Source organism: Thalassospira australica (genome assembly GCF_000763295.1).
GTDB lineage: Bacteria > Pseudomonadota > Alphaproteobacteria > Rhodospirillales > Thalassospiraceae > Thalassospira > Thalassospira australica.
The window spans coordinates 1-25723 of record NZ_JRJE01000031.1; the positions used below are offsets into that span (position 1 = coordinate 1).

Genomic DNA, 25723 nt, shown 5'->3' on the forward strand with positions numbered 1-25723 from the left:
GTACCCGGCATCGACGAACTTTGGTGCGACTTCGGTCGGCACGATGGCCATCCGCCGCTTCCTGCGTCCGGTATGCTATCAGAACATCCCGACGGATGTCCTGCCTGCTGATATTGCCTGATTGCAGCGCGACACAGCATCCGCATGAAAACGAAAAGCCGTCTTTTGGGGCGGCTTTTTGCGTTTGGGGCAATCGACCGTTTCTGGAGCAGGCGACCAGAAATAGTCGAGAGGTCCAGTTAAAATACGGATATTAAACAGTGTTAAAAGAACCGGGCGTGCTTTGTTCTCATGCTGAAGCAGAGCTTTGTTCTACATATGGTTTGTGCAGATTGCTCGCGCAACAAATTCAACCAACCTCAACTCGCCCAACGGGTAATTTTGTAGCAGGTGAATACCCCACCACGGAATAATCAGGTCATTGGTCAAGCTCACTAAGGGATGGCGTGAAGGCGCCAAAGCCCAGCGTAAACAAAGGTGTGATGCTGCTAGGCAGGCAATTGGTGAACTAACGTGCAGCCAAATACCGCCCCGGACGGTGGTTGAGCGCGATGATCAGGTTGAGCACGACTGCGCCGAGGATCGAGAGCAGGACCTTGTCAAAGGGCAGGGTCAGGAAGGCGCAGATGAGGATCACCATATCGACCGCAAGCTGGAAATATCCCGCACGGATATTGAAGTTTTCCTGCAGGTAGAGGGCCAGGATGTTAACCCCGCCAAGGCCAGCACGGTGGCGGAACAGCATGAGCAGGCCAATGCCCATCAGTGCACCACCCGCAATCGCGGCATATATCGGGTTGAGCATTTGAAAATCCACCAGCATCGGGGTCAGTTTTGAAAAGCCCGAGACAAGCGCAACGGCAATGAAGGTTTTGACCGTAAAGGCCATGCCCATACGTTTAAATGCCAGCCAGTAAAACGGCAGATTAATCAGAAAGAAGATAACGCCAAAAGACAGGCCCGTGGCATGTTCGATTAAAAGGGCGGCCCCCGCGGTACTGCCGGTGACAAGCACGCTTTCGCTATAGAGCGTCACGCCAAGCGAAACCACCATGGTGCCGAGCAATAGGGCCAGAACATCCTCATACAGGCGATGGGAGATATCGTCCTTTTTTGCCGGTTCGGTTTCGGTCGGACTGGGTGTTTTGGTTTGCGTGGACATATGTGCGGTGCTGCCAAATGGTTGATCAATCGCCATAAAAATACGCTTTTCGCAGGTGCGAAACAAGTTGGATGCGGGCATGGGCTGAAATTTGCCGGTTCTTGACCAGGCATTGCTGCCCAACGCAATAGACCGGCCCAAATCAGGCCGGCCTTGGTAATTTTATGCGTTTGAATGGCGGTGTTTGTGGCCAAAGATCAGGCGGCCTTGTCCCATTCCGGGGCAAAGGATGGATCGATCAGGCGACCGTCCGGGTTTGCAAGACCCTTGATCGCAGCCATGTCGCCGTCGGACAGCTCGAAATCAAAGATGTCGAAATTGGCCGCAGCATTTTTGGGCGAGCCTGATTTCGGGATCGCCATGACGCTGTCTTGCTGCAGCAGCCAGCGCAATGTGACCTGAACGGGCGATTTCCCGTATTTGGCGGCGATATCTTTCAGTATCGGGTCTTTCATCACCGACCCGCGTGCGATTGGGCAATAGGCAGTCAGCAGCATGTCGCGTTCACGCAGGCTTTCAAGCACCTTGGATTGATCAAGATAGGGGTGATATTCGACCTGATTGACGGTAAGCGGGATGTTGGTAAGTGATACGGCCTGCTCGATCAGGGCCGTCGGGAAGTTTGAAATCCCGATCAGACGCGTCATGCCAAGGTTCTTGACCTCGTTCAATGCAGCAATGGTTTCTTCGAGCGGCACGTCATCGTTTGGCCAGTGCAGCAGCAACAGATCAACAAATTCATGATCAAGCTTGCGCAGGGATTCCATTACCGATGTCTGTAAATCACCGCTTTGGAACTGGTCGAACCAGACCTTGGTCGTAAGGAAATAGTCGTCTCGTGCAAGGCCGGACTTCTTGAGCCCGCGGCCAACACCTTCCTCGTTATGATACATCTGGGCGGTGTCAAAGTGGCGGTAGCCGATTTTTGCCGCCTCTACGACCATATTGGCCGCGTCTTCGTTGTTCAGCTCGTAGGTCCCAAAGCCAAGTGCGGGAATGTCGGTGCCCTGCCAGTTCCGGTAAATCATGATGGTTTACCCCCTTTTTGTTTCATTGTTGTCATTTTGGGTGCTGTTTCGATCATGATCAAATGACGATCAGATGTCAGTTTACCCAACCTGCGCCAGATTTAGTCCGCATCAAGTGATGTGCAACCTGTACGGTTGGATGAAGAGCGCTGTTCGTAGGGAGAAAGACGCGGAGCCAAACCAGTTGTGTCAAAAGGGGTTTTGGTACTGAAAAAAAAGGGCGACCGTCATAAACGGGCCGCCCGAAGTTCAGGATTTGGGGCCGTGCCCCGGAGTGAGGCTGTATCAAGCCAGATAAGATACTGCACCCAATGGAAGGCGGCATCCTTGATGTGGCTCAAACCGTGCCGTTTTCGTTGGTTTCACTCACGGCCGCATTCAGGTGATAGAGCGATTCACGGATGACCTGTGGGCCAAGATCCTTGGTGATAAAAACGATTTTTGATCGGTGATCATCACTTGGCCAAGCTGGCAGGGAGGCCGGCGGATGAAACACATGCTGCACGGCATGAATGGCCACCGGCGCGTCTTCGCCGACAAGATTGAGGATACCTTTGACACGCAAAAGGTTCTCGCCGCGCATCTGGGTAAAGATATCCGCCCAGGTGACAAAGGCATCCCAGTGCAACGGTTCGTCAAAGGTTATGCAAAATGACCGAATGTGATCATCATGGCGGTTTACGTCATTGGCGTGGTCGTGACCGTCGTGTTCATGATGATGGTCATGATTGTGGCTGTGGCTGTGGTGATCGTGATTATGGGGATGAGCGGGGTCGCCATCATCGCCATGTTGGTCATAGGCCTCGGTCTGCAGCCATTTTTGTACATCCATGCTTTTGGTCGTTGGATCATACAGCCCGGCATTAAACAGGTTCGAAACCGCAATATCGCCATTCACCACCGGATATATCGGCGCGGCGGGATTAAGGGCGCGCAATCTGCCTTCAAGTGTTTCGCGGGTAATGTCATCTGTCAGATCGGCTTTGGTCATCAGGATACGGTCGGCAACGGCGGCCTGTTTGACGCTTTCGGGGTGGTGATCAAGCTGGCTGGCCCCATGCAGTGCATCCACTGTGGTTACCACGCTATCAAGGCGGAACTTGGTGGTCAGCAACGGGTCGGTCATGAGCGTGTGCAGGATCGGTGCGGGGTCGGCAAGGCCGGTGGTTTCAATGGTCACCCGGTCAAATTCGGGGATTTCACCACGCGTACGTTTGACAAACAGATCACGCAGGCCCGAAATCAGATCGCCGCGCACCGAACAACAGATGCAGCCTGCATTCAGCAACACCACATCTTCGGAAACTTCACGCACCAACAAATGATCAAGACCGATTTCACCAAACTCGTTGATGAGTACAGCGGTCTTATCCATGCCATCCTGCGTCAGAAGGCCGTTCAACAGTGTTGTCTTGCCACTGCCAAGAAAGCCGGTGATGACGGTGGTTGCAATGCGTTCAAATTGTTCGTTGGTAAGCGACATGATCGGGTGTCTTATTTCTTGCCATATAGGTCTGTTACGGAGATTTCCGGATCGGAAATCACGACTTCCTGACCATCACGGGCAGCGAAATAGAAACAGTTGCGTCGTCCGGTGTGGCAGGCAACTCCGGTCTGATCGACCTCAACCAGAATGGTATCCATATCGCAGTCATAACGGAAATCGACCAGTTTCTGCACCTGGCCGGAGCTTTCACCCTTACGCCAGAGCTTCGCACGTGAGCGTGAAAAATAGCACACACGACCGGTTTCAAGGGTTTCAAGCACCGCGTCGCGATTCATCCACGCCATCATCAGGACTTCGCCGCTGTCATGTTGTTGCGCGATTGCCGGTATCAGGCCGTCTTGATTGAATTTCAGTTTGTCGGCAATCAGTGTGTTTGAGCCCGTCATGGGAGAACTCCGGTCGATGGTGGTTGACTTTTCAGGTTCGGCGCGTCAGAAAATGATATATTATAACATTTCATCAGATGCCACGGCTTTTTGAAAATCGGTGCGTCCGATCTCGCAAACCGGTGATATGAGACAGACAATCATGAGCGATTTATTCCCACAAAAGGGTCACGATCACGACAGATGTGTGCATAGCGCACTTGCGCAAGCAGAGAAAGTCTGTGACGTCGAAAATGCGCGCTTTACCGATATGCGCCGCAAGGTCTTTACCCTGATTTGGCAATCGCACAAGGCGGTGACGGCCTATGAATTGCTGGATGCGCTGACCGCCGACGGGCTGCGCGTGCAGCCTCCCACGGTGTATCGTGCCTTGGAATTCCTGACGGAACTTGGTCTGGTACACCGGGTTGAGTCGCTGAATGCCTATTTCGGGTGTGATCGCCCCGATTGCGAACATCTGGGGCAGTATTTTATCTGCACCGATTGCGGTCGTGTTGCAGAAGCCGTTAATGAAGATATGAGCAATGCGGTGCGCAAGGCTGCACGCAGTGTTGGATTTACCATTCAGGCGACCACGGTCGAGATCAAGGGGCTGTGCCATGACTGCGCCACTCATTGAGGGCCGTGACCTGATCTTGTCATTTGGCAGCGAGCGTGTGCTTGATCAGGTTTCCATTTCCATCCGTGCCGGTGAAATCATCACCCTGATCGGGCCGAATGGGGCGGGTAAATCGACGCTTGTTAAAACGCTTCTGGGATTGCAAAAGCCAGATAGCGGTAACGTTGTACGCAAAAGCGGACTTCGCATCGGGTACGTACCCCAGAAATTGGCAATTGATCAGGTCTTGCCGATGACGGTAAAGCGGTTTTTGACGCTGACGCGTTCGGCCAGGCGGTCAGAGTGTGCTCATGTCTTGACCGAGGTTGGGGCAGCCCATGTCATTGATGCCCAGATGGGGCAGCTTTCAGGTGGTGAAACACAGCGCGTCATGCTTGCGCGCGCGCTTTTGCTACGCCCCAATCTACTTGTGCTTGATGAGCCGACGCAGGGGGTGGATGTCAGCGGGCAGGCGGAACTTTATCGCCTGATTGATAACATTCGCGGCGAACTGAATTGTGCGGTTCTGATGATTTCACATGATTTGCATCTGGTGATGGCAAAGACCAACAAGGTGGTATGTTTTAACCGTCATGTGTGTTGTTCGGGACAGCCCGAAACCGTGCGCCAGCATCCCGAATACCGATCCTTGTTTGGCGTGCGTGAGGCAGACGCGATTGGCATTTACACCCACGAACATGATCATGAACATGATCTTTCCGGCCATGTTGTCGGGGGCTGTGGGCATGATCATTCCCATGACCATGACGGCCATCATCACCATACACACAGCAACAATTACGAACACACCACCAATGCCGTTGCGGGAGCCGATAAATGATCGATGATTTCCTGATGCGGGCAGTGCTGGGCGGGGTGTTGCTGGCGCTTGTTTGCGGGCCGTTCGGGGCATTCATCGTTTGGCGGCGTATGGCGTTCTTCGGTGACATGTTGTCGCATTCCGCTTTGCTGGGGGTTGCACTTGGTCTTTTGATCGGGGTTGATGTTCGCATTGGCATGATTGCGACTTGCTTGGCTGCCGCCCTGATCCTTGCCTTTGGGCAGCGGCAATCGCGGATTGGCAATGATACGGTTTTGGGGATGCTGGCCCATTCCACACTGGCCCTTGGCATGGTGGCACTGGCCTTTGTGCAGGGTGTGGCGGTCGATATCATGGCGTATCTGTTTGGCGATATTCTTGCAGTCACCATGGGCGATATCTGGCTTCTGGCCGGGGGAGGTACCTTTGCCATTGCGGTTCTGGTCTGGATGTGGCGACCGCTGTTGGCGCTTACCGTCAGTCCCGAGATTGCCGCAGCGGAAAATATTCCGGTAGAGCGTTTGCGCCTGATCTTCATGTTGCTGATGGCACTTGTGATCGGCATGGCGATCAAGATTGTCGGGGTTCTTTTGATCACGGCCCTTTTGATCGTGCCTGCAGCCAGCGCGCGGTTTTTTGCCAGAACGCCCGAACAAATGGCGATTGGTGCCGGATTGTTTGGCGCTGCATCGGTTTTGGCGGGAATTGCGCTGTCCTGGCATGTTGATACGCCAGCGGGGCCGAGTATCGTGATTTCGGCGGCCGGACTGTTTGTTCTGACAGCAGGATTGTCACCGGTATTTAAGCGCGCTGGATAGTGTGCTGTGGTATCCTTTTGCTGGGGAAACACTATCCATCAAAGGTGCGTGCTATGGAACAGATCACTGTTTTTCTGGGCTGGTCGACGCTGATCAATATCGGTTTGTTGATGTTCAGCTTAGTCTTCCTGACGGTATTTCGCGCACCGATATTACGCCTTCATGGTGCGTTGTTTGGTGTTTCGTCCGATGAACTTATGCCGCGCTATGTCGGGTTTATCGCGCAGTACAAACTTCTGATTATCTTTTTTAATCTGGTGCCGTGGATTGTTCTGAAGGCGGCGTTCTAGGGGGATGGATGCTGTTTTAAATTTCGCTGTCCGTTACCTGGATAGCGTGTGTCGGCCAAGTGATCAGCTGGGCGTGACAATTCGTACGTCAAACATGTTTTATCACAGGGAAGATGGCCATGTCCGAGCACCCAGTCTCAGGTTCTGATCAAGGTACCGCCGGCAACGCCGGTGGCGGTCGGTTTTTCGCCGACATACCGCTTGCTGCGCGATGGTTTGGCCTGACCGGGGCGATACCATTTTTGGGGCTTGGCGTCGGCAGTGCGTTTATGTCGCTCGATCATCAATCCTATGCCCATTATGTGCTGGTGGCCTATGGGGCGGTGATCTTGTCGTTTCTGGGCGGGGTGCATTGGGGGCGGGCCATCACCGAATGGCTTAATGATCCGGGCAGACGCACCGGGCTCTGGATGGCCCTTGGTGTCAGTGTCGTGCCGTCGCTGATTGGCTGGTTCGGGCTTTTGGTGTCCAGCAATGTTGCCTTGCCGGCACTGGCTGCAAGCTTTGCCGGGATGTTGATGATTGACCTGAATGCGGTTCGCGCCAGCCACTTCCCGGGTTGGTATGGCAATCTGCGCGTGATCCTGACTTCGATTGTCGTCGCATCGCTGTTATTTTCCTGGTTATAGGGGCAAAGATAGCCGTTCAAGCGAAAGGGGCGCCCAATCAAGAACACCCCTTTGTTGTTGTGCACATCGATTGTGGGCAAGCTAAGCGGTTTTCAGACGCTCAAACCCCGCGTCAAGATCGGCAATCAGGTCGTCAGGATCCTCAAGGCCAATATGAAGGCGGATCAAAATGCCGTTTTCGTCCCATTTGGTGGCGGTGCGGATTTTGGTTGGATCGGATGGCAGGATCAGGCTTTCAAAGCCGCCCCAGCTAAAGCCCATGCCAAACAGTTCCATGTTATCTAGCATGTTGGCGAGTTGCGGTTTTTCGACCGGCTCCATGACAAAGGAGAACAGGCCGCTCGCACCGGAAAAGTCGCGTTTCCAGATCGCATGACCCGGATCATCGGGCAGGGCAGGATGAAGAACGCGTTTGACTTCCGGACGGGTCAGAAGCCAGTTTGCGACCTTAAGGCCGCTTTCATGATGCTGTTTTAGCCGGACGGCAAGGGTGCGCATCCCGCGCTGGGCAAGGTAGCAATCATCAGGGCCAACCGCATCCCCGGCAATCAGGATTTGTTTTTTGACGGTCAGAAGGTCTTCTTCGGTCTTGGTTGTGATGGAACCCAGCATGACATCGGAGTGACCAACAATATATTTGGTGCCCGCCTGTACCGATACATCCACACCCAGTTCAAACGGACGGCACAGGATCGGAGAGGCCCAGGTGTTATCAAGCAAAACCTTGACCCCGCGCGCATGAGCGGCATTGGAAATTGCCGGGATATCCTGCATTTCAAAGGTCAGCGAGCCCGGACTTTCACACCAGACAAGGGCAGTGTTATCGCGGATCAGACCGGCGATGTCGCCACCAATGGTTGGATCGTAGTATTCCGTCTCGATCCCGAACTTCTTAAGGAAGGTATTGCACAGGTTGCGGGTCGGGAAATAGGTGCTGTCGGTCACCAGAATATGATCGCCCGGTTTGACATAAGCCAGGATCGCATTGGTGATCGCGGCCGCGCCAGACGACACACAAAGGGTTCCGTAACCGCCTTCAAGGTCGGCAACGGCTTCTTCAAGCAAAAAGCGTGTCGGCGTTCCGTGGCGGCCATAGGTCACCTTGCCGGGTTTGGATGCACCTGCTTTTTCAAGTTCGGCCAGACTGTCAAACAGGATGGTCGAGGCGTGAAAAACCGGCGGGTTGACCACGCCGTGATACTGGCTGGAGCGACGACCGGCATGAACCAGTCTGGTTTCGGTGTGTTTGGGGCTTTTGGGCGACATATCTGGCAGTTCTCCTTGGCGCAACGTATTCCATCTCAAAGACAAACCACCTTGGCGGCAGGCATTCAAGAGTTTTTGCGTAAAAGCCATTGTGAATTTATATCATCAGGTTATTTCTATCGGGTGCCAACACTGACCAATCATATCAAGGGGGCCTTGTGATCGAACTTCAGGATTTCCGAACCGCGCGTCGCGCCATTTCAAACCATATGCGCCAGACGCCGGTGATCAAAGCCAGCAACCTGAATGACTTGTCGGGGTTTGCGGCCCTTAATAGCATTCCGGAAATGTATCTTAAGCTTGAAAACATGCAGGTTACCGGATCGTTCAAGGCGCGTGGTGCCATGAATGCTGCCCTTGCGCTTGATGAAGACAAGCGCACTGCCGGGTTGTGCACAGCATCGGGGGGCAATCATGGCATGGGGGTTATTTATGCCGCGCGGACCCTTGGTGTGCCGGTCAAAATCTTTTTGCCGACAAATACGCCAAAGCCAAAGGTCGAAAAGTTGCGTGTGCAGGGTGTTGATGTTGCGTTGATCGGGGCTGTGTGGGATGACGCCAATAGGGCAGCCATGGAACATGCACGTGAAAGCGGCATGGCCTACATTCATCCCTTTGCCGATCCCAAGGTGATTGCCGGGCAGGGCACCATTGCGCTTGAGCTGCTTGAGCAGCAACCCGACCTTGATACGCTGGTTGTCGCCATTGGTGGTGGCGGGCTGATATCGGGTGTGGCAACCGCAGCCCGCCTGTTGCGCCCGTCGATCCGGGTGATTGGTGTTGAGCCCACCGGGGCCGCGACCCTGTTTGAAAGCCTTAAGGCAAATGAAGTTGTGACGCTGCCAAGTGTGAATACAGCCGCGACAAGTTTGGCGCCGCGTCAATCATCGGCTCTTAATGTCGATCTGATTGGCAAGAATGTTGATCGTATTGCACTTGTTGGCGATGAAGAAATGAAAAAGGCGGCAAGCTGGCTTTGGAAGGAACTTGGAATTTCGGTCGAGCTATCGGCCGCAGCCGGGATTGCTGCCATCATGACCGATCGCCTTGGTGTCACTGATCCCGGCCGGGTTGGCGTGATTATCTGTGGTACGGGAACCGACGGTATCCAGTAAGGAGTTATCTGGTCTGGCAAAACGTATGGTGATGAATGAAAAGGGGGCTTGGCCCTCTTTTTGTTTGTTTGGGTCTGGCCTGTGTGGGGGCAAATAAAAAGGGATGAAACCAAACGGTTTCATCCCTTTTTAAACCAGACGCCAGCCCAATTGGACTGGCGCGGAATTATATAGCGTCGCAAACCGCCAAAGAGCCAAAGCCCTCCGGAGCGGAATTACATCTTCGGCTCGACCACCTGACGACCACGGTACATACCGGTGTTCGGATCAATGTGGTGCGGGCGATGCAGTTCGCCGGTTTCTTTGTCTTCGCGGTACGAGCCCTTGGCGAGCTTGTCATGCGAGCGACGCATGCCCTGACGGGACTTGGTCACTTTTTTCTTTGGCACTGCCATGGGTCATCATCCTCTGGCTTGGGTAAACTCAGGCGCGCTTGTTACCGTGCGCGGTCGGGAAAGTCAACGATCAAAGTGTCGGAATCTGCATTATTTGCATTTTCCTTCCCACTTTCGCGTTCCGGGACGTTGCCGCCCGCATGGCCATCATGATCAACATGATGATCAATATGGGGGATCAGCCCGGTGTCGCGCGGATCATCAACAATGTCCGTTCGCTGATCATATATAGCAAAGCCTGCCTTTTGGTAAGCCCCCAATGCACTTGGATGGTCCAAAGTGCAGGTATTTACCGTTACACGGGTTGGCTTAAAGCTCCAGGCGGTGTCAATCGCCCAGTTCAGCAGGTATTTGCCAAAGCCCTTGCCGATGAATTCCGGTATCAAGCCCATGTAATGCAGGTCAATCACGCGATCAGATTCAAGGTCCGAAAGGTCCAGTTCGGCAAAGCCTGCCGGGACACCGGCAACATAAAGCACATAAACATGTGTCTCAGGTTTTGCCAGGATCGGGGCCAGTTCATCATCACCCATCAGGCGACGCTGCCACCAAAGCCATGGTTCGCCAACCGTATTATATAAGTAGCGATAGAATGACAAAGTCGGGTCTTCGGCGCGAATGATCGCAACCTTTCCCGGTGGGACGATGGCCGGAACGCGATCCGGCGGGCTTTGCATTTCAAGGAAGCTGACGACAACTTCCAGTTTGCGCGGATTGGATGGGGTCATTGGATTAAACTCTTGCACATTAATGTGTTCTGGTGCGACTCAGGCGGTGTCTGATCGGGGGCGCTTCCAACCCGCTCATAGCCCAGATTGGCGTAAAAATCACCCGCTGTCGCATTTTCAACGGTGATCCGGATTTCGCGTAACCCTGAGGTCCGCAGGATATCTTCGGCCAGTCTTACCAGTTCGCGACCAATGCCCATGCCCTGCGCATGTTCGGCGATGGCCAAATAGTGGATCCAGCCAAATATATCATCATGCCCGGTCATCATGGTTGCGACGATCTGATCATCACCGGGGTGGCGGGCGATAATCAGGCTGCCATGTTGGGCCGAGATACAATTTTCGATATCCTGCCGGGCATCGCGAATGGCGGGGATCAATCCGGTGGAAATCCACAGTCGGGTGATTGCGGTGATATCTTCGGCTGAAGGCTGTTTTAACTGTTCAAGCACAATGCCCGCCCCATCGGCGTCACCGTTGGTCTTGTCGGAACCAAAAGGGGATGGAACGGGCATTGGGATGCTCACTTGTGGGCTGATTTTTTCGTTAGGCGACGTTTCAGGCGGGGCCGGTATCGACGGGGCTGTCCTTGGTTGTTGCCCACTCCGCCCAGGAGCCGTCATAAACCGCGACTTGTTTATGGCCGGAAATATAGGCACCCATTGCCAGAACGCAGGCAGTCACCCCCGAGCCGCAACTGGCGACAATCGGTTTGTGCAGGTCAAGACCTGCAGTGTTAAACGCGGTTTTGATTTCATCGGCTGTCTTGAAGGTGCCATCTGAATTGAGCAGTTCGGTAAAGGGCAGGTTATAGGAACCCGGAACGTGGCCGGACTTGCCCCAGGGATCATCAACTTCGCCGCGGAAGCGTTCACCTGCACGGGCGTCGACAAGCTGTTCGCGTTTGGTTTTAACGTTTGAAAGAACCTGATCAAATTCGCGCAGCAGGAAGCTGTTGGCACGCGCCGTGAAATGGCGTTCGCGCGGTGGCGTCGGCGCATCGGTCACCGGGCGGTTTTCTGCACGCCATTTGGGCAAGCCGCCATCAAGGACCACGACATCATTGTGGCCAAAGTGGCGAAGCATCCACCACGCACGGCAGGCAGCAAGGGCCGAGCCGGTTTGGCCATAAACCACGATCCGAACGCCGTCGCCCAAACCAAGTTTGCGAACCTTGGCAGAAAACTTGATCGCATCAGGCATCATGTGCGGCAGGGGCGCACTGTTGTCTGCTGCGATGTCGTCAATGTCGAAAAACACGGCACCCGGGATGTGTTCTGCATCATAAATTTCGCGGGCATTTTTGTTGTCAGCGGGCATATACCAGCTTGCATCGACGACGCGTACGTCCGGTGCGTCAATATGGTCCGCCAGCCACTCGGTGGAAACAAGGGCGTCGGAAAGTGGGTTGGTCATGGACAAGCTCCGATTGGCAATGGTGGGTATTGCGTGATCCCGGTTGGCTCCGGGCTCTTTATGTGGTGATCCTGATGTTTATAGAATTTGTAACGGTACAGCCCTGGACTGGCAACCAGCAGTGAATACAAGAGGTGGGGTTTCCTGTTCAAATTGTGACGTGGTCTGCCAGCCCGGTTGAGAAGGGCTGGCTTAGTCGGCAAACACGATGTTGATCCGGCGGTTCTGGCGGCCCTTCTTTTCGATTTTGGAAACCATGACCTTGCCGATCTCGCCGGTTTTTTGCACATGGGTGCCGCCACAGGGCTGAAAATCAATGCCTTCGATGGTCACGGTGCGGATGGAATGACCATCCATCGGCGGCTGCACGGACATGGTGCGAACCAGTTCCGGGTTTGCTTTGAGTTCTGCCACCGTGATTTCGCCGTCATAGACATCGGCGTTCCGTTCGATCAGGGCGTTGAGCTTGTCGCTGATTTCATCTTTATCAAGGACCGCGTCCGGCAGATTGAAATCAAGCCGTGCCTTGTGGGCTGCGATGTTGCCGCCAGTTACATCGCCCTCAATCACCGCGCACAGAAGATGCAGGCAGGTGTGAAAGCGCATCAGTTTGTGGCGATTGTCCCAGTCAAGTTCGGCTGTAACGCTGTCGCCAATGGTCGGAAGCGGATGGTCTTCGGCGATTATATGCAGGGTGCGGCCTGTTTCGCGGTCCTTCACAGTGGTGGCAACCGGAAGGGCAGTGCCATTGGCCATCGTCAATGTACCGATATCACCCGACTGGCCGCCTGCGGTTGGGTAAAACACTGTTTGATCCAGTTCTACACCGCGCTCGGAGATGGCTGTCACCGTTGCGCTGCAGGTTTTGGCGTATGCGTCTTCGCGAAACAAAAGGCGTGTCATCTTGTTGGTCCTTCCTGTTGGTGGCGTTCTTTTGGTTTGTCCTCTGTATTGCAAGCATTGGGGTGGCTTACGCCGGGCGGACAGTTTTCGACCGGGTGAGAGGCTTTTGTTTTTGGCATTATCGTGTGGCGGGATCATGCGTGTTGTCGAGGGCAAAATTTCAACGCATGAAATATATGGTTTGTATATTGGTGTACATAAATTGTAAAATAGTGTTGAAAAAAATACAAAATGTATGGTATTTGTGCTGCGTGATTCAGGGAAAAGCAACCGTGCCAGCCATAATCCATGTCAAACTGTCAGGCGAAGGGGACTTCGGTCCTGTCGATCTTGAATGTGCCATTCCGCCGGCACGTTTGCCTGTGGTCATGGCCGCCCTGTTTGGTCAGGTGCAACCGGTTCCGGGGATGACAGGGGTGGCGGGCGCAAAAGGTGTTGCCGCCGGGCAGCAAGCCGGTCGCAACCATATCGACCATGATCACCTTTGCAATCCTTCTGACGATCCTGCGGGCGGTGGTGCACCTGGTGGAGATGCAGTTGGTTCACCTTCTGTCGATCCGGGTATGTTCATCACAGCCTTTGTCGGCGATTTTGGGGATTTGGTCGGGCGTTTGCAGCCGCGCGGATTTGCCGAAATGATCCTGTTGGCAGCGGTTTGGTTGCAGTATCGCGATGCCAGAAGCTTTGTCACCCGTGATGATATTCGACGTCTTTTGCGTCGGCAGGATCATCTGCGCATGCCGCGTAATTTCAGCCGTGATTTCCATACAGCAGTTGAACGGGGCTATCTGGAGGCCGTGGAAGAGGACAGCGGATATGCGGTGTCTTCGCTTGGCTATCAGTGGCTCCAGATGGAATGTATAAAATAGTACAAAAAGTCAAAAAATTGATTGACGATATGTATGTATGATGTATCGTTCTTCAGTAGGGACAAACAACAAGCGGGTGGGGACAAATTCATGAAAGAATGGGAAGTCAGAACCAGTTGCCGTGTATGGCGTGGGCGTTATGTGATCCGGGGGGATGTGGATCGCATCGCCAATGATATTGTTGAACTTCAGCAAAACCGCTTCCCGGGGCTTGAGACAGACAAGGTTTCGCTTCGGGTTGTAACCATGGCTGTCATGTCCGTTCTGGCAGAGGAATGCTGCGAAGACGGCGTGACTGCGGCCGAGCTTTCCTTCCTTTTGACGACCTGCCTTGGTATGCCGATTTCACCAACCCGTATCGAAAAAGAAATGGACGGCCTTGGCGGTTTGGTTTGGACCGGGGAATGGGGCGGTGAAACCCTGTATGTGATGGAAAAACGCGGTCTGCGCTTCTTTGAAAACGCGCGTGTCACGGCGCTTTCGGAAAACGGTAATCTAAGCGTGAAAAACTGCGAAGGCCTTGCTGCCATTGAGCCCCTGGAGGGGGACGATGCCGTAATCGACCCGGCAATGATCACTGAGCCAGCCCCGCATGCACGCTATCGCGTGGTAAGCTAGATCCTTGCGCTGCTGCAAAGCTTGTTGCGTTAAAAATCAAAGGTATCCGTTGCGAATTGCATCGGGTGCCTTCTTGTGTTTGAGGGATCGTTTGTTCAGGATGTTTTCGGTTTTTGAAAAGATGGATGCGCAAAGAGGCTTGACGGATGTGAAAATTCGCCATATCCAAAAAGGCATGGAAAACATGATTGTACATTTCAACGCCTATTTTACGTCGTGCACATAGCGCGGCGCCTGTTGATGTGTTTATGATTTGAACCAAGACCGGCTGCCCCAGGGCGGCCTTTGTTTTTTCCATAAACCGGTTTGCCCGAGGTGGCCTCACCAACGAAGGAAACCGGAAATGACCCATATCTCCATTGCTGATCGTATGCCGACACTTGATTTCGCGCCCAATGCCCTAAAGGACGGGGTTGGGGTGGTGTCGCTTATTCTGATGGCGGGCTTTGCTGAAACCAGTGTTGCCGCCAGTGATCTTGTTCAAAGCGGTGCGGTTCGCATCGATGACAAACAGATCAACGATCCCGAACATCATATTCTAAGCTATGCATTCGATGATGGCGAAGTTCTGAGGTTGACTGTTGGTGGGCAAAGCACACTTTTGATCCGCCGTGCTGATTAGGCGGATAGAAGTGCGATTGGCGCTTTTAAGCAGTGTCAGGTCACGTCGGGCACTGCTAAAAAAGCGACATCTGCCCGTTCGCGCTGGGCCGTTTAAAGCCGCTACAATCCAGATCAAGCGAACGAGGGATCAGATTGTGCTTTTTGCGTGCTGCCTTGAACCGTGTTGCAATCAAATCGGCAATCGGGCCGGTGCCGCGCATGCGGGTGCCAAATTGTGACTGGTAAGTTGCACCGTCGCGCATTTGGCGGATCAGCGACATGATCTTGGCTTTGCGATTTGGGTAGTGCGCTTCAAGCCATTCTTCAAACAGATCAGCGATTTCAAGCGGCAGCCGAAGTACGATATGGCTGATTGATCTTGCACCGGCGTCTTTGCAGGCGGCGACGATCTTTTCTATTTCCATGTCATTGAGGCCCGGAATGATAGGCGCACACAATACAGTGACAGGAATGCCTGCATCAGAAAGTTTGCGAATAGCATCAAGGCGGCGGTGCGGGGCGGATGCACGTGGTTCGAGAAGGTTGGAAAGCCTGTGATCGAGACTTGTGACGGATACCGCAGCCGACGCCCGGTTTTGTGCCGCCATTGGTGCAATCAGGTCAATGTCGCGGGTTACAAGCGCGCTTTTGGTAATCAGCGAAAAGGGGTGCTGACAATCAGACAGGACCTTTATGATGGATCGGGTCAGTTGTTTGTCCCGATCCACGGACTGATACGGGTCGGTGCTGGTGCCGATCACAATCGGGGCAGGGGTGTATGATTTACTCGACAGTTGTTTGCGCAAAAGGCGTGCGGCATCGGGTTTCCAGAACAACCTTGTTTCAAAGTCAAGCCCCGGCGACAGACCAAGATAGGCATGTGTCGGGCGTGCGAAGCAATAGACACAGCCATGCTCGCAACCGCGATAGGGGTTGATTGATCGATCAAACGGGACGTCCGGGCTTTGATTGCGGGTGATGACACTGCGTGCACCATCAATGCCCAGTGTGGTTTTGACGCGTGGCGGTTCGTCGTCAAGGAGTTGATTGATCCATCCGTCATCAACAGCCTGATGGATATGGCGTTCAAACCGGCCATCAACATTTGATACGGCCCCGCGGCCCTTTTGTTTGCGTGCAGGCAGCAGGTCCGGATCAAAACCCGGGTTGGTCCGGCTTTCGCCAGTTAATGTATGCTCTGTTGGATCGAGTGATGGTTCGATGATGTTTTGCATATGTTCAAAGTATAGAACAAAAGAAGAACATTCAAGCGAAATACACTAAGGCCAGATTTAAGCTATTCCTATATCAAGGGCATGTGATGCCGTTTGTTGTGACCGATCCGGTAATCGGGCCGGCAGAGCCGTCATGGCATGATGTGTCATTGGATGTGTTTCCGGTGCCCGAAAAGTTGCTGACCTCGGCCCCGCCAGCAAACAAGAGATAGTAATTACTGGTGGCAGCAGTCATTGAAACTGTGTTGTCATCTATGGCGATATTGGCATTCGTACCCTGGAATGTTGCGAACTGACTGTTCGCGCCATTGGAAACGACGGTTATATTGTTGTTATCGATCTTTACATCGCTGCTGCCAGAAATCTGAATACCGGATGCGGTGGAGTTGGATGTTACCTTGAGGGGGCTGTCTTTGATGGTAACATTCTGTTTGCCGTCAATTTTGGCGATGGTGGCACTGAGTGTACTTGTGATGGAAGCCGTTACGCCAATCAGGCTACTGTTGTCAGCCATGTCAAAAAATCGACTGGAACCTCCGCCGCCGTTACTGCCTGACCCGGAAAGGGAGGCATTCGGGATGGCAACGGCGATAGAACGCCCGGATGGGGTTTTGATGTCCAGTGCGCCGCCACCAATGATCGTCTGTCCGTCCTGAACGGTCGCAACACTGTTGACGCCGGTATAGTCTCCATTCAGCACAATGGTGGAGTTGACCCCGGCATTGGCAATCGCGGTTGCCAAATTCGCACCGGTTGTTGTGTCGCTATTAAGCAGGGTGATGGTTTTACCATCGGCGGTTTCGGTGATTTCCTCGGCGGTGGTAAAAGTACCAGCCTGATTGACGATATCAATGTCGCGGATGATCGGGTCGGTCATACGCCGTTCCATCGCAGTCAGTTTGGGTTTTGGGGTGTCACCAAGCCCCTGTAACGGAATACGCAGGCGGAAACTGGCAAAACCCTGGCTGCCGCGTGGGTCGTCATGCTGGATTTCTGCGCCCAACGAAAAACGAGATCCTGCCCACAGGAAGGGGATTTCATCAAAGGTCAGGTCAATGCGCCCGCGCGGACCTTGCACAGTATCGGCGTTGCTGCCAGTGAAGCGATATCCACCGGCATAGGCACGTAGCTGTTGTCCGGCATCGGTATCAAACAGCGGAACACGCCAGCCAATTTCACCATCAAAACCGCGAAGTGCGCGTTCCTCGCCTTGGGAGTACATGATCGACGTGCCCGAGAAATCAACGCTACTAAGGTTGTCTTCCACATAGTTGGTGGTGCCAATTGGAACATTGCCATTGGCACGCAGGTCCCAATTCATAGACAGGGCCTCGACCCCGACGGTGATCTGATTGAATTTATTGCCATAAGGACTGTGGCGACGGTCAAAATATCCATAGCCACCAATGTTCCACCCATTGTCAAGCATCTGGCGGATGCCAAGGCCAAAATTGCCTTCGTGACTGTTATTGTCATCCATTCGCGCACGCAGGCTGGTAAAGGTCAGCGTGTCGTCATCCTGCCAAAGGGGGATGAACAAATCCGTCTCGCCAAGGTTTCTGTCCGTTCCGGCCTTGCCTTCAAGGTCGATATGACCGGTCCATTTTTCAGGCTGTGACGACGCTTCAGCGCGCGCATGGTTTGACGTGCAAAGAAGCGCGCCAACGGAAACGATGACCTGAACAAGTCGGCTGGTTTGGGTGATGGGCATAATAAATCCGGTCAGCAGTGTTGGTCGCCCAACAACGGATTGCCGAGGTGTTGGACATGGATTCTGGTTTTGTTTGCGCGTGGGGGATTTGTGCCCCGGTACTGAGTGACTTTTCCGTCACTTCAGTGTGTTATTTGCCAAAATCGTAATGCCGCCGGGTGCTTGCAGCTACTTCTATTCCTTATCATTTTGGCGGAAGTTATCATTTTCCGCGCACGCGGAAAGGCGTGCGATGTGGTTCCGGACATGCAAGTGTATCGGTACAATTGTTTTCTTGCCGAAAAGCCCGGGCAACCTATAGTTCAGATGATATGAGCGGTGCAAAAGCCAGAAAGGGCAGCCGATGGACTGGACACAGGTTTTGAGTTTTGCGCTGGTAGCGTCGCTGCTGGTGATGTCGCCGGGACCAAATGGTATCCTGATTGCCAAGACTGTGCCGACATCTGGTCGCGCGGCCGGAATTGCCAATGTCGCTGGTTTTATCACGGCGTTTTACCTGCACGGTGCGCTTTCGGTTCTTGGCATTTCCGTAATCCTTGTGCAGTCCGCGCAGGCTTTTACGGTCGTGAAGTTTCTGGGGGCGGCATATCTGTGCTGGATTGGCTTCAAGGCATTGCGTGATGCCTGGCGCGGGGTGAAAACCGTTACGGAAGTCAACCCGGCAAAGCGCAAGCGCACATTGCTTGTTGCCTATGGCGAGGGGCTTTTAACCAATGCTCTTAACCCGAAAGTTTCGCTTTTTTATCTGGCAGCATTCCCGCAATTCATCCCCGTGGGTGAGGGGGCGGTAACATCTGCCTTTATGCTGATCTGTCTGCACGCCCTGATCAACGCGCTTTGGTTTGCCGCGATGATCATGTTGTTGGCGCGTTTGACGCGATTTGCCGGAAGCGGGCGTTTCCAGCGTGTGCTTAAGGCAACGACGGGGGCCGTCTTTATTGCCTTTGGTATCAAACTGGCAGCACTCCGCCCATAAGGGGTGGTTTCCGCAAGGTTTGAAAATGCCGTGCGATTGTCGCACGGCGTTTGGTTATTTGCGCACAACAATCAGCACCATTGTAGCGCAAAACAGGGCAAACAGAATGTCGCTTATTGCGATGTTGCCTGTGACAAATGCCTCGAACGCGGCAATTGGCAGGATGATCGATGCCAGAACCAGAAACACCGGATTAAACAGTTTCTGTTTCATCTTACGCGCTTCCGTTAATGGTCATGATCAGCAATATGCCCAGTGCCATAAGGCCACAAAGTGCCGTCAGGATTACACCGGTTTTCAGAACAACGGACAAAACTGGGCCTTCCTTGCCCGACAGGCCAACGGTCGAACAGCCCACCAGAATTTTTGACGGGGCCAGCATGCTGCCAAGGGATGCACCCGTGGCCTGTGCGGCAAGAATAAGCGCGGTCGAAAGACCGGAAAGCTCCGCTGTGTGACGCTGGAACATGCCAAACACAACGTTGGAATTATTTGTACTGCCGGTCATAAAGGCCCCCAGTGCGCCAATTGCTGGTGAAATCACCGGATAGGCAACGGCAAAGGCACCGGAAAAGACAGCAGCCCCCCCTTCGGCAAGGGCATAGGTCATGCCGGCATGATCCATGATGATGGCAAGGCCAATCACGGGCACCATACCAATACTGGTCGGAAGGCCGCTTTTAAGCGTGCGTTGCCAGATACGTTTGCCAATCCCGTCATCATAGTGACCACGCAGTTTGAAGAAGGCAAAACTGATGGCAGACGTATAAAGTAACAATGCCCCCGGATGACCAAAGATGGCGATGGCTTTCGCGTTTTCAGCTTCGATCACCCAGCCGGTTGCGGTTGCCGTTTCCGGGAAATCAAGCGTGAAGCGGACCTTGTTCAACAGCATCTCGATTGCGGGAACAAAGGTCGCCAATGTCACCAGAACAATGAACACCAAATAGGGCGTCAGCGCTTCAAGGAGCGGCATGTGGGGATGGTCTTCAGTTTCCTGTGGGGCAACGTCATCGGGGTGGGGTTGCCAGAACCGGGTGACGATGATGGATGTCGCCAATCCGGCAATCCCTGCAGTCAGACCGCCCAGGGTCCAGACGCCGTAATTTGCCATGCAGTATTGAGTAACACCCATTACGCCCGAAATCAGAACCAGTGGTACAATGCGGCGGCGAATGGTGCGAAGCCCGCCATCAAGCCAAAGGACTGCAGCCCCGCACATAAAGCCGGACAGCCCCAAAAGGATCGCGGAATAGTGGGTCAGTTCAGTGCCGGGAATGCCGGTCACACCGATCAGGGCTTCAAACGAGGTCGCCATATTGCCAAACAGAACTGACCAGCTATGCCCGATCATCGGGGCTGCAACCGCCAGAACCGGCGAGAACCCCATGCCAAGCAAGATCGGCGCGACCACGGCAATCGGGACGCCGAAACCGGCCACACCCTGAAGGAAGCTGGCAAAGACGTAACCAAGAATAAGAAGCTGCAGCGGGCGGTCATCGGTCAGCGAACGAATGGCACGCCCGATGGTTTTGATCGCGCCGGCTTCTTCGGCAGCGAAATACAGGATCAAGGCGGCCCAGACGATATACAGAATATAAAGGGCCAGCATCACGCCCTTGGCCTGGGCGATGATCAGCATGTCGGTCGGTGCGCCAAAGAAAAATACCGCGATGATAACGGTGACGAACCATGCGGCGGCACCGGCACGCGCAGCGCCCCAATTGGCTTTGATCATCAAAAACAGAATGGTTGCGATTGGCACTGCTGCCAGCAGGAAGTCGGTCATGAAGGTGGCACCATAACCTTTTGAAACGTGGGGCTAATGTTGAAGAATTCAACGCAGGGCGAATATTGTCCGACCGAAGATACAAGCGCAAGTGGTGTGTTTTGGTATTTCGTATGATGAAATGCAAATGCCGGGTTCACGAAGAACCCGGCATTTGTGAAAAACGTGTTGTTTGCCAAGGGTCAGAACCGATTAATTAGGCTAGGCCCGTAGCTTATGCGCAGTCTTTGTCAGCAGACTTTTCGTTCATTTCGGCAAACAGCTCGGCGGCAATTTTAAAGGATTTCAGGCGCGCATCCTGATCATAGATATTGGCCGTTATCATGATTTCGTCTGCCTTGGTCATATAGGCAAATTCACGCAGCTTTTTACGAACAGTGTCACGGCCGCCAACGGCGGCATAGCGCATGGCGTGATCGACCCCGGCCTTTTCGACCCGGTTCCAGATCGTGTCCATATCCTTGACCGGTTTGGGCAGTTGTCCCGGCGTCCCGCGCCGCAGATTAAGAAACTGCTGCTGCATCGAGGTTGCCAGATATTCACCTTCTTCGTCGGTGTCGGCGGCAAAGAAGCCCATCGCGGCAATCGCATAGGGTTTATCCAGTTGTTCGCTTGGTTCAAACCGGCTGCGATAAAGCGAAAGCGCATCCATCAGCATGTCCGGGGCGAAATGGGAAGCAAAGGCAAAGGGCAGGCCCAGTCTTGCGGCAAGGTCGGCTGAAAACAGGCTGCTGCCCAAAAGCCACATCGGCACCTGTGCCCCATAGCCCGGAACGGCACGGATCGGCGGGTTTCCCTCAAGCGGGGCAAGGAAGGCCTGAACCTGCAGCACATCCTGGATAAAGCGTTCTTCGGAGCCATGCATGTCACGGCGGAGCGCAGCGGCGGTGCGTTGGTCTGTTCCCGGCGCGCGACCGATCCCAAGATCAATGCGACCGGGATGAAGGGCTTCAAGTGTGCCGAACTGTTCGGCAATCACAAGCGGGGCGTGGTTGGGCAGCATGACGCCCCCGGACCCAACCCGAATGGTCTTTGTTCCGGCCGCCACATGGGCCATGACAACGGACGTTGCCGCACTGGCAATACCGGGCATGTTGTGGTGTTCGGCAAGCCAGTAGCGATGAAAACCGAGTTTTTCGGCATGCTGGGCAAGATTAAGTGTGTTGCGCAACGCATCAGATGGATGTTCGCCCGCATTTACCGGGCAAAGATCAAGAAGAGAGTATCGGGACATAGCCAGACTTTCGGATTGGCGCGCACATCGCGTCGTTCAGAGATTGACGGGGCGCTGGATTTCACAGTTGAGATCAATTTAGCCTGAAATCAGAACCATGCCAGTCCCGACTGTGATCCGTTTGGCATTTCAGAGCGTTTGGCTGGGGGTAACGTCAAGCACATAAAGCAAAACCCCCGCCAGAATCTGACAGGGGTTTTGGGGATTGAGTGATCTGTTTGGTTTAGAGCCAATCTGGCGTCGGAAGACCTTTTTCTTTCAGGAATTCCGGGTTCCAGAGCTTGCTCTGATAACGGGTGCCAAGGTCACAGAGGATGGTGACGATGGTTTTGCCCGGTCCCAGTTCGCGCGCAAGGCGAACGGCACCGGCAATGTTAATCCCGGTTGAGCCGCCCATGCACAGGCCCTCTTCCTTAAGCAGGTCAAAGACGATCGGCAGCATTTCTTCGTCCGAAATCTGGAACGGATGGTCGATTTCCACACCTTCGAGATTGGCCGTGATGCGGCCCTGGCCAATGCCTTCGGAGATCGAGCTGCCTTCGGATTTCAGTTCGCCGAATTTATAGTGGCTGTAAAGGGCAGCCCCCATCGGATCGGCAAGACCAATCTGGATGTCTTTATTGCGTTCCTTAAGGGCGAGGGACACACCGGCAAGCGTGCCGCCAGTGCCAACAGCACAGATAAAGCCGTCAACCTTGCCGTCGGTCTGTTCCCAGATTTCCGGGGCGGTGGTGTCAATGTGGCCCTGACGGTTGGCAACATTGTCAAACTGATTGGCCCAAATGGCACCATTCGGTTCGCTTTGTGCCAGTTCTTCGGCCAGACGGCGTGAAACGTGCACATAGTTGTTTTCATTGCGATAGGGCACAGCCGGCACTTCACGCAAATCAGCCCCGAGAAGACGCAGAAGGTCTTTCTTTTCCTGACTTTGAGTTTCCGGAATGACAATTACGGTACGGTAGCCAAGCGCGTTGCCGACAGTGGCAAGACCAATGCCGGTGTTGCCTGCGGTCCCTTCGACAATCACGCCGCCGGGTTTAAGAAGGCCGCGTGCCTCGGCGTCACGAATGATGGCAAGCGCAGCACGGTCCTTGACCGACCCGCCCGGGTTTGCGTATTCCGCCTTGCCAAGAATGGTGCAGCCCGTCAGTTCGGAAACCTTTTTAAGCTTCACAAGCGGGGTGCGGCCAATGGCTTCGATCGTGCCATTGCGAATGTCCATGACAGACTCCAAACATGGTGAATTTAAAATTTGATTGGTTGTTGATTGATCGGTTTGCACACAAAAGTCAAGGCAGTTTAAAATATATCACGTAAAGTTTGTGTGATTATCGGTTCTCGGCACTTCAACATGAAGTGGGCTAAGAGCCTGAATTCCGCCGAATTCGATCGCGATTAAGCATCAAGCCTCATGCGGCACGTTTGGTGATTGCATTGCAGACTTGTCTTTTTTGCAACATGGCAAAGCAACTCTGCACTGGCAGCAAAAGGATGCGAATATTTTCACCTTTCTCTGTAAGACGGTGTGTGTCGTGTCATCCGCATTTGTCGCATCCACGTTACCTAGACCGATGTGTTCGGACTTCGGCCTTTTACCGATATGGTCATGGGACGAAATTATGCAATTAGGACAGATTCATCGCAAATTGGTTCATCGGGCAGAACAGCGAAAAGGTGACCAGGCTCAGGAATTTCGCGTTCTAGAATGGCATTTGGGTTTCTGTTGTGTTGGGTGCTTGTTAATCAGAATATCTTATAATACTTATGTAAGATCGTTCAAATCTTTCGGTCGATAAAAGTCGTTTGGCGTTGCTGCGTGGGTTCTCTGGCATCGGTGGATTTATGATCGTTAGGTTTCAATCGTAACGAAACTGTTGTAAACTTTTGGACATGAAAACGCTTACAAAAGTAGCCTACAGTTAAGCGTTGTTCATGGAGCTGGTGTCTTGGGGGATGCGGGACGTTGATGCGGTTTGAGCCAACGGAAATCGCACGTCTGTATGGGCGGTCACGCGTAGGAGTTGTCGTACACAAGGATTTGGAAGCCGTGTATGTCAATGATGCCTATGCGAAGATGGTTGGACGTCGTGATGTGAAGGATTTCATGAGTTATCCTGACATGCATCAATACATTCCGCCAAGCTTTCACCACGAGGCAGCCAAGCTTTCCCAAAACTATCAGAAATCCAGCGGTTTTCATGGCTGGAAGAAGGTTTATAACATCCGAACAGACGGTACTCCTGTCTGGATGGAAATCAGCGATGAAACAGTTGAATGGCAAGATGGCAATGCTGTTCTGACTACGGCCCAGGTGATCGATAACGGTACAACGGCGATGCAGGTCGACCATATGCTTGGCCGGTCATTCATCGGCGTGATGGTTCATCGCAATATGTCTGCCCTTTATGTCAATGAAAGTTTCGCAAGGCTGATGGGGGCGGAAGGTGCCAGCGCGTTCATGGAAAACCCCAATATTTTGCGCTTTATCCCCGAGGAGAGCCGTCCTAGGGCGATCAGGCATGTCGCAGCGATCCTGAGTGGGGAGCGCCGGGGAGACCGCCATCGGGTACGCGATATTTTAGATGATGGAAGCTCAGTCTGGCGCGACCTGACCGACGAGCGCATTCTTTGGCATGATGGCAAACCAGCAATTTTGACAACGGCACATGACGTGCGTGATGAAGTCGAAATGAACCAGCAACTGGTCAGTGCGAAAGCCAGTCTTGAGCAGGCTGTAACTGAAGTGATCAGGATGGTGCCCTCTGCGGTTGCGATGCTTGATGGCGATCTTGACGTTATTCATTACAATCATGAGTTTGCGCGCCTTTTCGGGGATGGAAAATCCGATGATGGAGAGCAGACATTTGATATCTCGGCACTTCAAGAGTGCTGTGAGACAATGAAAATGAATGGTCACGGCCATGCCACGCTTGATGAAATGAAAACACCTTCGGGCCGGATGGCTGATATTCGCATGAATATGATGGAAGGTGGTGGTGTCATGGTGTCAGCAAGTGACATTACCGACCACAAAAACAAGGAACAACTGCTTGATACCCTTGCATCTACGGATGCACTAACCCGTGCCTTAAATCGGCGCGGCTTTGAAAGTGCGGTTAGCAGGCTTCGCGAAATTCGCCATCTTAAGGATAAAAGCTGGATCTTTGGTCTGATTGTTCTTGATCTTGATCATTTCAAGACGGTCAATGACACCTATGGTCATGCGATCGGGGACAGGGTTCTTGAAAAGGTTGCCGATACATTGCGTCAGGCATTGCGTGACGATGATCTTGTGGTGCGTCTTGGCGGCGAGGAATTTGCTGTTTTACTGCCCTCGGCAACGGCGTCTGTGACCAAACGCATTGGTGAACGGTTGGCCAATATGATCCGCGATATCGAAGTGCCGACAGACAAGTCAGGCAAGGAAAACGTCAAGATTACTGCAAGCTTCGGTGCGACGGTCGGGGGTGAAGGACGCCAAAAGTTCATCGAACTTTCAGAAGCGATGAAAATTGCCGACGCGGCAATGTATGCCGCAAAAGAGGCCGGACGTGATCAGATGATTTTCATGGTTGGCGATCCCGAAGCCAATAGCTGATTGGCAGCTTTTCCATTATTCTACCTGAC

Annotated in this window: 28 protein-coding genes; 11 read left to right on the forward strand and 17 right to left on the reverse strand. The window is 53.4% G+C overall.

From position 1 onward, the window contains the following. Positions 1–508 precede the first annotated feature (508 nt). The 4 genes from JF44_RS0113150 to hisI all read right to left on the reverse strand — a co-directional run bounded on the left by JF44_RS0113150 (position 509) and on the right by hisI (position 4083). Entirely contained in the window at positions 509–1162 is a 654-nt protein-coding gene (locus JF44_RS0113150) for a YitT family protein (RefSeq protein ID WP_052065980.1), read from the reverse strand. Positions 1163–1359: 197 nt separating this feature from the next. Continuing rightward, the gene (locus tag JF44_RS0113155) at positions 1360–2190 is read right to left on the reverse strand and encodes an aldo/keto reductase (protein WP_033069469.1); all 831 of its coding nucleotides are present in this window, start codon (positions 2188–2190) and stop codon (positions 1360–1362) included. A gap of 337 nt (positions 2191–2527) precedes the next feature. Further along, positions 2528–3673 carry a CobW family GTP-binding protein gene (locus JF44_RS0113160; protein ID WP_052065884.1) on the reverse strand — a complete coding sequence of 382 codons (1146 nt, stop codon included), beginning with the start codon at positions 3671–3673 and terminating at the stop codon, positions 2528–2530. 11 nt (positions 3674–3684) lie between these two features. Further along, entirely contained in the window at positions 3685–4083 is a 399-nt protein-coding gene (gene hisI / locus JF44_RS0113165; RefSeq protein WP_033069470.1) for a phosphoribosyl-AMP cyclohydrolase, read from the reverse strand. A 142-nt stretch (positions 4084–4225) separates the two neighbouring features. Between hisI and JF44_RS0113170 the strand changes: the two genes are divergently transcribed. From JF44_RS0113170 to JF44_RS0113190, 5 genes are all read left to right on the forward strand, one after another. After that, complete coding sequence (locus JF44_RS0113170) at positions 4226–4702, forward strand: Fur family transcriptional regulator (RefSeq protein WP_033069471.1); 477 nt, start codon at positions 4226–4228, stop codon at positions 4700–4702. Beyond that, positions 4683–5522 (forward strand): zinc ABC transporter ATP-binding protein ZnuC, encoded by an 840-nt coding sequence (znuC, locus tag JF44_RS0113175; protein ID WP_033069472.1) that lies wholly within the window; start codon positions 4683–4685, stop codon positions 5520–5522. Before JF44_RS0113170 ends, znuC begins: the two co-directional genes overlap by 20 nt. Continuing rightward, on the forward strand, positions 5519–6319 hold the full coding sequence (locus JF44_RS0113180) for an iron chelate uptake ABC transporter family permease subunit (RefSeq protein ID WP_202901514.1): 801 nt from the start codon (positions 5519–5521) through the stop codon (positions 6317–6319). Before znuC ends, JF44_RS0113180 begins: the two co-directional genes overlap by 4 nt. Before the next feature lie 53 nt (positions 6320–6372). Then, a complete protein-coding gene (locus JF44_RS0113185) occupies positions 6373–6609 on the forward strand; it encodes a DUF6868 family protein (protein ID WP_033069473.1) in 237 nt (78 codons plus the stop codon). Positions 6610–6728: 119 nt separating this feature from the next. Continuing rightward, on the forward strand, positions 6729–7238 hold the full coding sequence (locus JF44_RS0113190; protein WP_033069929.1) for a DUF3429 domain-containing protein: 510 nt from the start codon (positions 6729–6731) through the stop codon (positions 7236–7238). A gap of 81 nt (positions 7239–7319) precedes the next feature. Here the strand turns inward: JF44_RS0113190 and metC are convergent, their stop codons facing one another. Further along, positions 7320–8504: a cystathionine beta-lyase gene (metC, locus tag JF44_RS0113195; protein ID WP_033069474.1), complete on the reverse strand. Its 1185-nt coding sequence runs from the start codon at positions 8502–8504 to the stop codon at positions 7320–7322. 158 nt (positions 8505–8662) lie between these two features. Between metC and JF44_RS0113200 the strand changes: the two genes are divergently transcribed. Beyond that, positions 8663–9619: a threonine ammonia-lyase gene (locus JF44_RS0113200; RefSeq protein WP_033069475.1), complete on the forward strand. Its 957-nt coding sequence runs from the start codon at positions 8663–8665 to the stop codon at positions 9617–9619. 215 nt (positions 9620–9834) lie between these two features. On the opposite strand, the gene rpmF is transcribed toward JF44_RS0113200, so the two are convergent. The 5 genes from rpmF to JF44_RS0113225 form a co-directional block, all read right to left on the reverse strand. Further along, positions 9835–10014, reverse strand: coding sequence for a 50S ribosomal protein L32 (gene rpmF / locus JF44_RS0113205; protein WP_007090029.1), 180 nt, complete (start codon positions 10012–10014; stop codon positions 9835–9837). A 41-nt stretch (positions 10015–10055) separates the two neighbouring features. Further along, the gene (locus JF44_RS0113210) at positions 10056–10742 is read right to left on the reverse strand and encodes a GNAT family N-acetyltransferase (protein WP_033069476.1); all 687 of its coding nucleotides are present in this window, start codon (positions 10740–10742) and stop codon (positions 10056–10058) included. Beyond that, positions 10739–11257: a GNAT family N-acetyltransferase gene (locus JF44_RS20025; RefSeq protein ID WP_052065885.1), complete on the reverse strand. Its 519-nt coding sequence runs from the start codon at positions 11255–11257 to the stop codon at positions 10739–10741. Before JF44_RS20025 ends, JF44_RS0113210 begins: the two co-directional genes overlap by 4 nt. Before the next feature lie 43 nt (positions 11258–11300). After that, a complete protein-coding gene (gene sseA / locus JF44_RS0113220) occupies positions 11301–12158 on the reverse strand; it encodes a 3-mercaptopyruvate sulfurtransferase (RefSeq protein ID WP_033069477.1) in 858 nt (285 codons plus the stop codon). Between the two features lie 192 nt (positions 12159–12350). After that, positions 12351–13061, reverse strand: a complete 711-nt coding sequence (locus JF44_RS0113225; protein ID WP_033069478.1) for an alanyl-tRNA editing protein — start codon at positions 13059–13061, stop codon at positions 12351–12353. Between the two features lie 272 nt (positions 13062–13333). Here JF44_RS0113225 and JF44_RS0113230 point away from each other — a divergent pair, with 272 nt between their 5' ends. After that, positions 13334–13930 (forward strand): hypothetical protein, encoded by a 597-nt coding sequence (locus tag JF44_RS0113230; RefSeq protein WP_156111690.1) that lies wholly within the window; start codon positions 13334–13336, stop codon positions 13928–13930. A gap of 90 nt (positions 13931–14020) precedes the next feature. Beyond that, the gene (locus JF44_RS0113235; protein WP_156111691.1) at positions 14021–14548 is read left to right on the forward strand and encodes a hypothetical protein; all 528 of its coding nucleotides are present in this window, start codon (positions 14021–14023) and stop codon (positions 14546–14548) included. Here the strand turns inward: JF44_RS0113235 and JF44_RS20365 are convergent. Then, on the reverse strand, positions 14505–14846 hold the full coding sequence (locus tag JF44_RS20365; RefSeq protein WP_156111692.1) for a hypothetical protein: 342 nt from the start codon (positions 14844–14846) through the stop codon (positions 14505–14507). The two genes, JF44_RS0113235 and JF44_RS20365, sit on opposite strands and share 44 nt — an antisense overlap. 45 nt (positions 14847–14891) lie before the next feature. Here JF44_RS20365 and JF44_RS0113240 point away from each other — a divergent pair, with 45 nt between their 5' ends. Then, a complete protein-coding gene (locus JF44_RS0113240) occupies positions 14892–15170 on the forward strand; it encodes a S4 domain-containing protein (protein ID WP_033069481.1) in 279 nt (92 codons plus the stop codon). A gap of 55 nt (positions 15171–15225) precedes the next feature. Here the strand turns inward: JF44_RS0113240 and JF44_RS0113245 are convergent, their stop codons facing one another. Continuing rightward, positions 15226–16386 (reverse strand): PA0069 family radical SAM protein, encoded by a 1161-nt coding sequence (locus JF44_RS0113245; protein WP_033069482.1) that lies wholly within the window; start codon positions 16384–16386, stop codon positions 15226–15228. Positions 16387–16459: 73 nt separating this feature from the next. After that, positions 16460–18097: an inverse autotransporter beta domain-containing protein gene (locus tag JF44_RS0113250; protein ID WP_033069483.1), complete on the reverse strand. Its 1638-nt coding sequence runs from the start codon at positions 18095–18097 to the stop codon at positions 16460–16462. A 343-nt stretch (positions 18098–18440) separates the two neighbouring features. Between JF44_RS0113250 and JF44_RS0113255 the strand changes: the two genes are divergently transcribed. Next, complete coding sequence (locus tag JF44_RS0113255; RefSeq protein ID WP_033069484.1) at positions 18441–19073, forward strand: LysE family translocator; 633 nt, start codon at positions 18441–18443, stop codon at positions 19071–19073. A 54-nt stretch (positions 19074–19127) separates the two neighbouring features. On the opposite strand, the gene JF44_RS20370 is transcribed toward JF44_RS0113255, so the two are convergent. The 4 genes from JF44_RS20370 to JF44_RS0113270 all read right to left on the reverse strand — a co-directional run bounded on the left by JF44_RS20370 (position 19128) and on the right by JF44_RS0113270 (position 23318). After that, positions 19128–19286, reverse strand: coding sequence for a hypothetical protein (locus JF44_RS20370; RefSeq protein ID WP_156111693.1), 159 nt, complete (start codon positions 19284–19286; stop codon positions 19128–19130). A 1-nt stretch (position 19287) separates the two neighbouring features. Further along, positions 19288–20862: an L-lactate permease gene (locus JF44_RS0113260; protein ID WP_033069485.1), complete on the reverse strand. Its 1575-nt coding sequence runs from the start codon at positions 20860–20862 to the stop codon at positions 19288–19290. 214 nt (positions 20863–21076) lie between these two features. After that, complete coding sequence (locus tag JF44_RS0113265) at positions 21077–22096, reverse strand: LLM class flavin-dependent oxidoreductase (protein ID WP_033069486.1); 1020 nt, start codon at positions 22094–22096, stop codon at positions 21077–21079. A gap of 223 nt (positions 22097–22319) precedes the next feature. Continuing rightward, on the reverse strand, positions 22320–23318 hold the full coding sequence (locus tag JF44_RS0113270; protein ID WP_033069487.1) for a cysteine synthase A: 999 nt from the start codon (positions 23316–23318) through the stop codon (positions 22320–22322). Positions 23319–24062: 744 nt separating this feature from the next. Here JF44_RS0113270 and JF44_RS0113275 point away from each other — a divergent pair. After that, positions 24063–25694 carry a sensor domain-containing diguanylate cyclase gene (locus tag JF44_RS0113275; protein WP_033069488.1) on the forward strand — a complete coding sequence of 544 codons (1632 nt, stop codon included), beginning with the start codon at positions 24063–24065 and terminating at the stop codon, positions 25692–25694. Positions 25695–25723 lie beyond the last annotated feature (29 nt).

Bases quoted from the DNA above. Each gene is read 5' to 3' on its own strand.
- JF44_RS0113150 (WP_052065980.1), bottom strand. From the start codon at position 1,162: ATGTCCACGCAAACCAAAACACCCAGTCCGACCGAAACCGAACCGGCA.
- JF44_RS0113155 (WP_033069469.1), bottom strand. From the start codon at position 2,190: ATGATTTACCGGAACTGGCAGGGCACCGACATTCCCGCACTTGGCTTT.
- JF44_RS0113160 (WP_052065884.1), bottom strand. From the start codon at position 3,673: ATGTCGCTTACCAACGAACAATTTGAACGCATTGCAACCACCGTCATC.
- hisI (WP_033069470.1), bottom strand. From the start codon at position 4,083: ATGACGGGCTCAAACACACTGATTGCCGACAAACTGAAATTCAATCAA.
- JF44_RS0113170 (WP_033069471.1), top strand. From the start codon at position 4,226: ATGAGCGATTTATTCCCACAAAAGGGTCACGATCACGACAGATGTGTG.
- znuC (WP_033069472.1), top strand. From the start codon at position 4,683: ATGACTGCGCCACTCATTGAGGGCCGTGACCTGATCTTGTCATTTGGC.
- JF44_RS0113180 (WP_202901514.1), top strand. From the start codon at position 5,519: ATGATCGATGATTTCCTGATGCGGGCAGTGCTGGGCGGGGTGTTGCTG.
- JF44_RS0113185 (WP_033069473.1), top strand. From the start codon at position 6,373: ATGGAACAGATCACTGTTTTTCTGGGCTGGTCGACGCTGATCAATATC.
- JF44_RS0113190 (WP_033069929.1), top strand. From the start codon at position 6,729: ATGTCCGAGCACCCAGTCTCAGGTTCTGATCAAGGTACCGCCGGCAAC.
- metC (WP_033069474.1), bottom strand. From the start codon at position 8,504: ATGTCGCCCAAAAGCCCCAAACACACCGAAACCAGACTGGTTCATGCC.
- rpmF (WP_007090029.1), bottom strand. From the start codon at position 10,014: ATGGCAGTGCCAAAGAAAAAAGTGACCAAGTCCCGTCAGGGCATGCGT.
- JF44_RS0113210 (WP_033069476.1), bottom strand. From the start codon at position 10,742: ATGACCCCATCCAATCCGCGCAAACTGGAAGTTGTCGTCAGCTTCCTT.
- JF44_RS20025 (WP_052065885.1), bottom strand. From the start codon at position 11,257: ATGCCCGTTCCATCCCCTTTTGGTTCCGACAAGACCAACGGTGACGCC.
- sseA (WP_033069477.1), bottom strand. From the start codon at position 12,158: ATGACCAACCCACTTTCCGACGCCCTTGTTTCCACCGAGTGGCTGGCG.
- JF44_RS0113225 (WP_033069478.1), bottom strand. From the start codon at position 13,061: ATGACACGCCTTTTGTTTCGCGAAGACGCATACGCCAAAACCTGCAGC.
- JF44_RS0113235 (WP_156111691.1), top strand. From the start codon at position 14,021: ATGAAAGAATGGGAAGTCAGAACCAGTTGCCGTGTATGGCGTGGGCGT.
- JF44_RS20365 (WP_156111692.1), bottom strand. From the start codon at position 14,846: ATGGAAAAAACAAAGGCCGCCCTGGGGCAGCCGGTCTTGGTTCAAATC.
- JF44_RS0113240 (WP_033069481.1), top strand. From the start codon at position 14,892: ATGACCCATATCTCCATTGCTGATCGTATGCCGACACTTGATTTCGCG.
- JF44_RS0113245 (WP_033069482.1), bottom strand. From the start codon at position 16,386: ATGCAAAACATCATCGAACCATCACTCGATCCAACAGAGCATACATTA.
- JF44_RS0113250 (WP_033069483.1), bottom strand. From the start codon at position 18,097: ATGCCCATCACCCAAACCAGCCGACTTGTTCAGGTCATCGTTTCCGTT.
- JF44_RS0113255 (WP_033069484.1), top strand. From the start codon at position 18,441: ATGGACTGGACACAGGTTTTGAGTTTTGCGCTGGTAGCGTCGCTGCTG.
- JF44_RS20370 (WP_156111693.1), bottom strand. From the start codon at position 19,286: ATGAAACAGAAACTGTTTAATCCGGTGTTTCTGGTTCTGGCATCGATC.
- JF44_RS0113260 (WP_033069485.1), bottom strand. From the start codon at position 20,862: ATGACCGACTTCCTGCTGGCAGCAGTGCCAATCGCAACCATTCTGTTT.
- JF44_RS0113265 (WP_033069486.1), bottom strand. From the start codon at position 22,096: ATGTCCCGATACTCTCTTCTTGATCTTTGCCCGGTAAATGCGGGCGAA.
- JF44_RS0113270 (WP_033069487.1), bottom strand. From the start codon at position 23,318: ATGGACATTCGCAATGGCACGATCGAAGCCATTGGCCGCACCCCGCTT.
- JF44_RS0113275 (WP_033069488.1), top strand. From the start codon at position 24,063: ATGCGGTTTGAGCCAACGGAAATCGCACGTCTGTATGGGCGGTCACGC.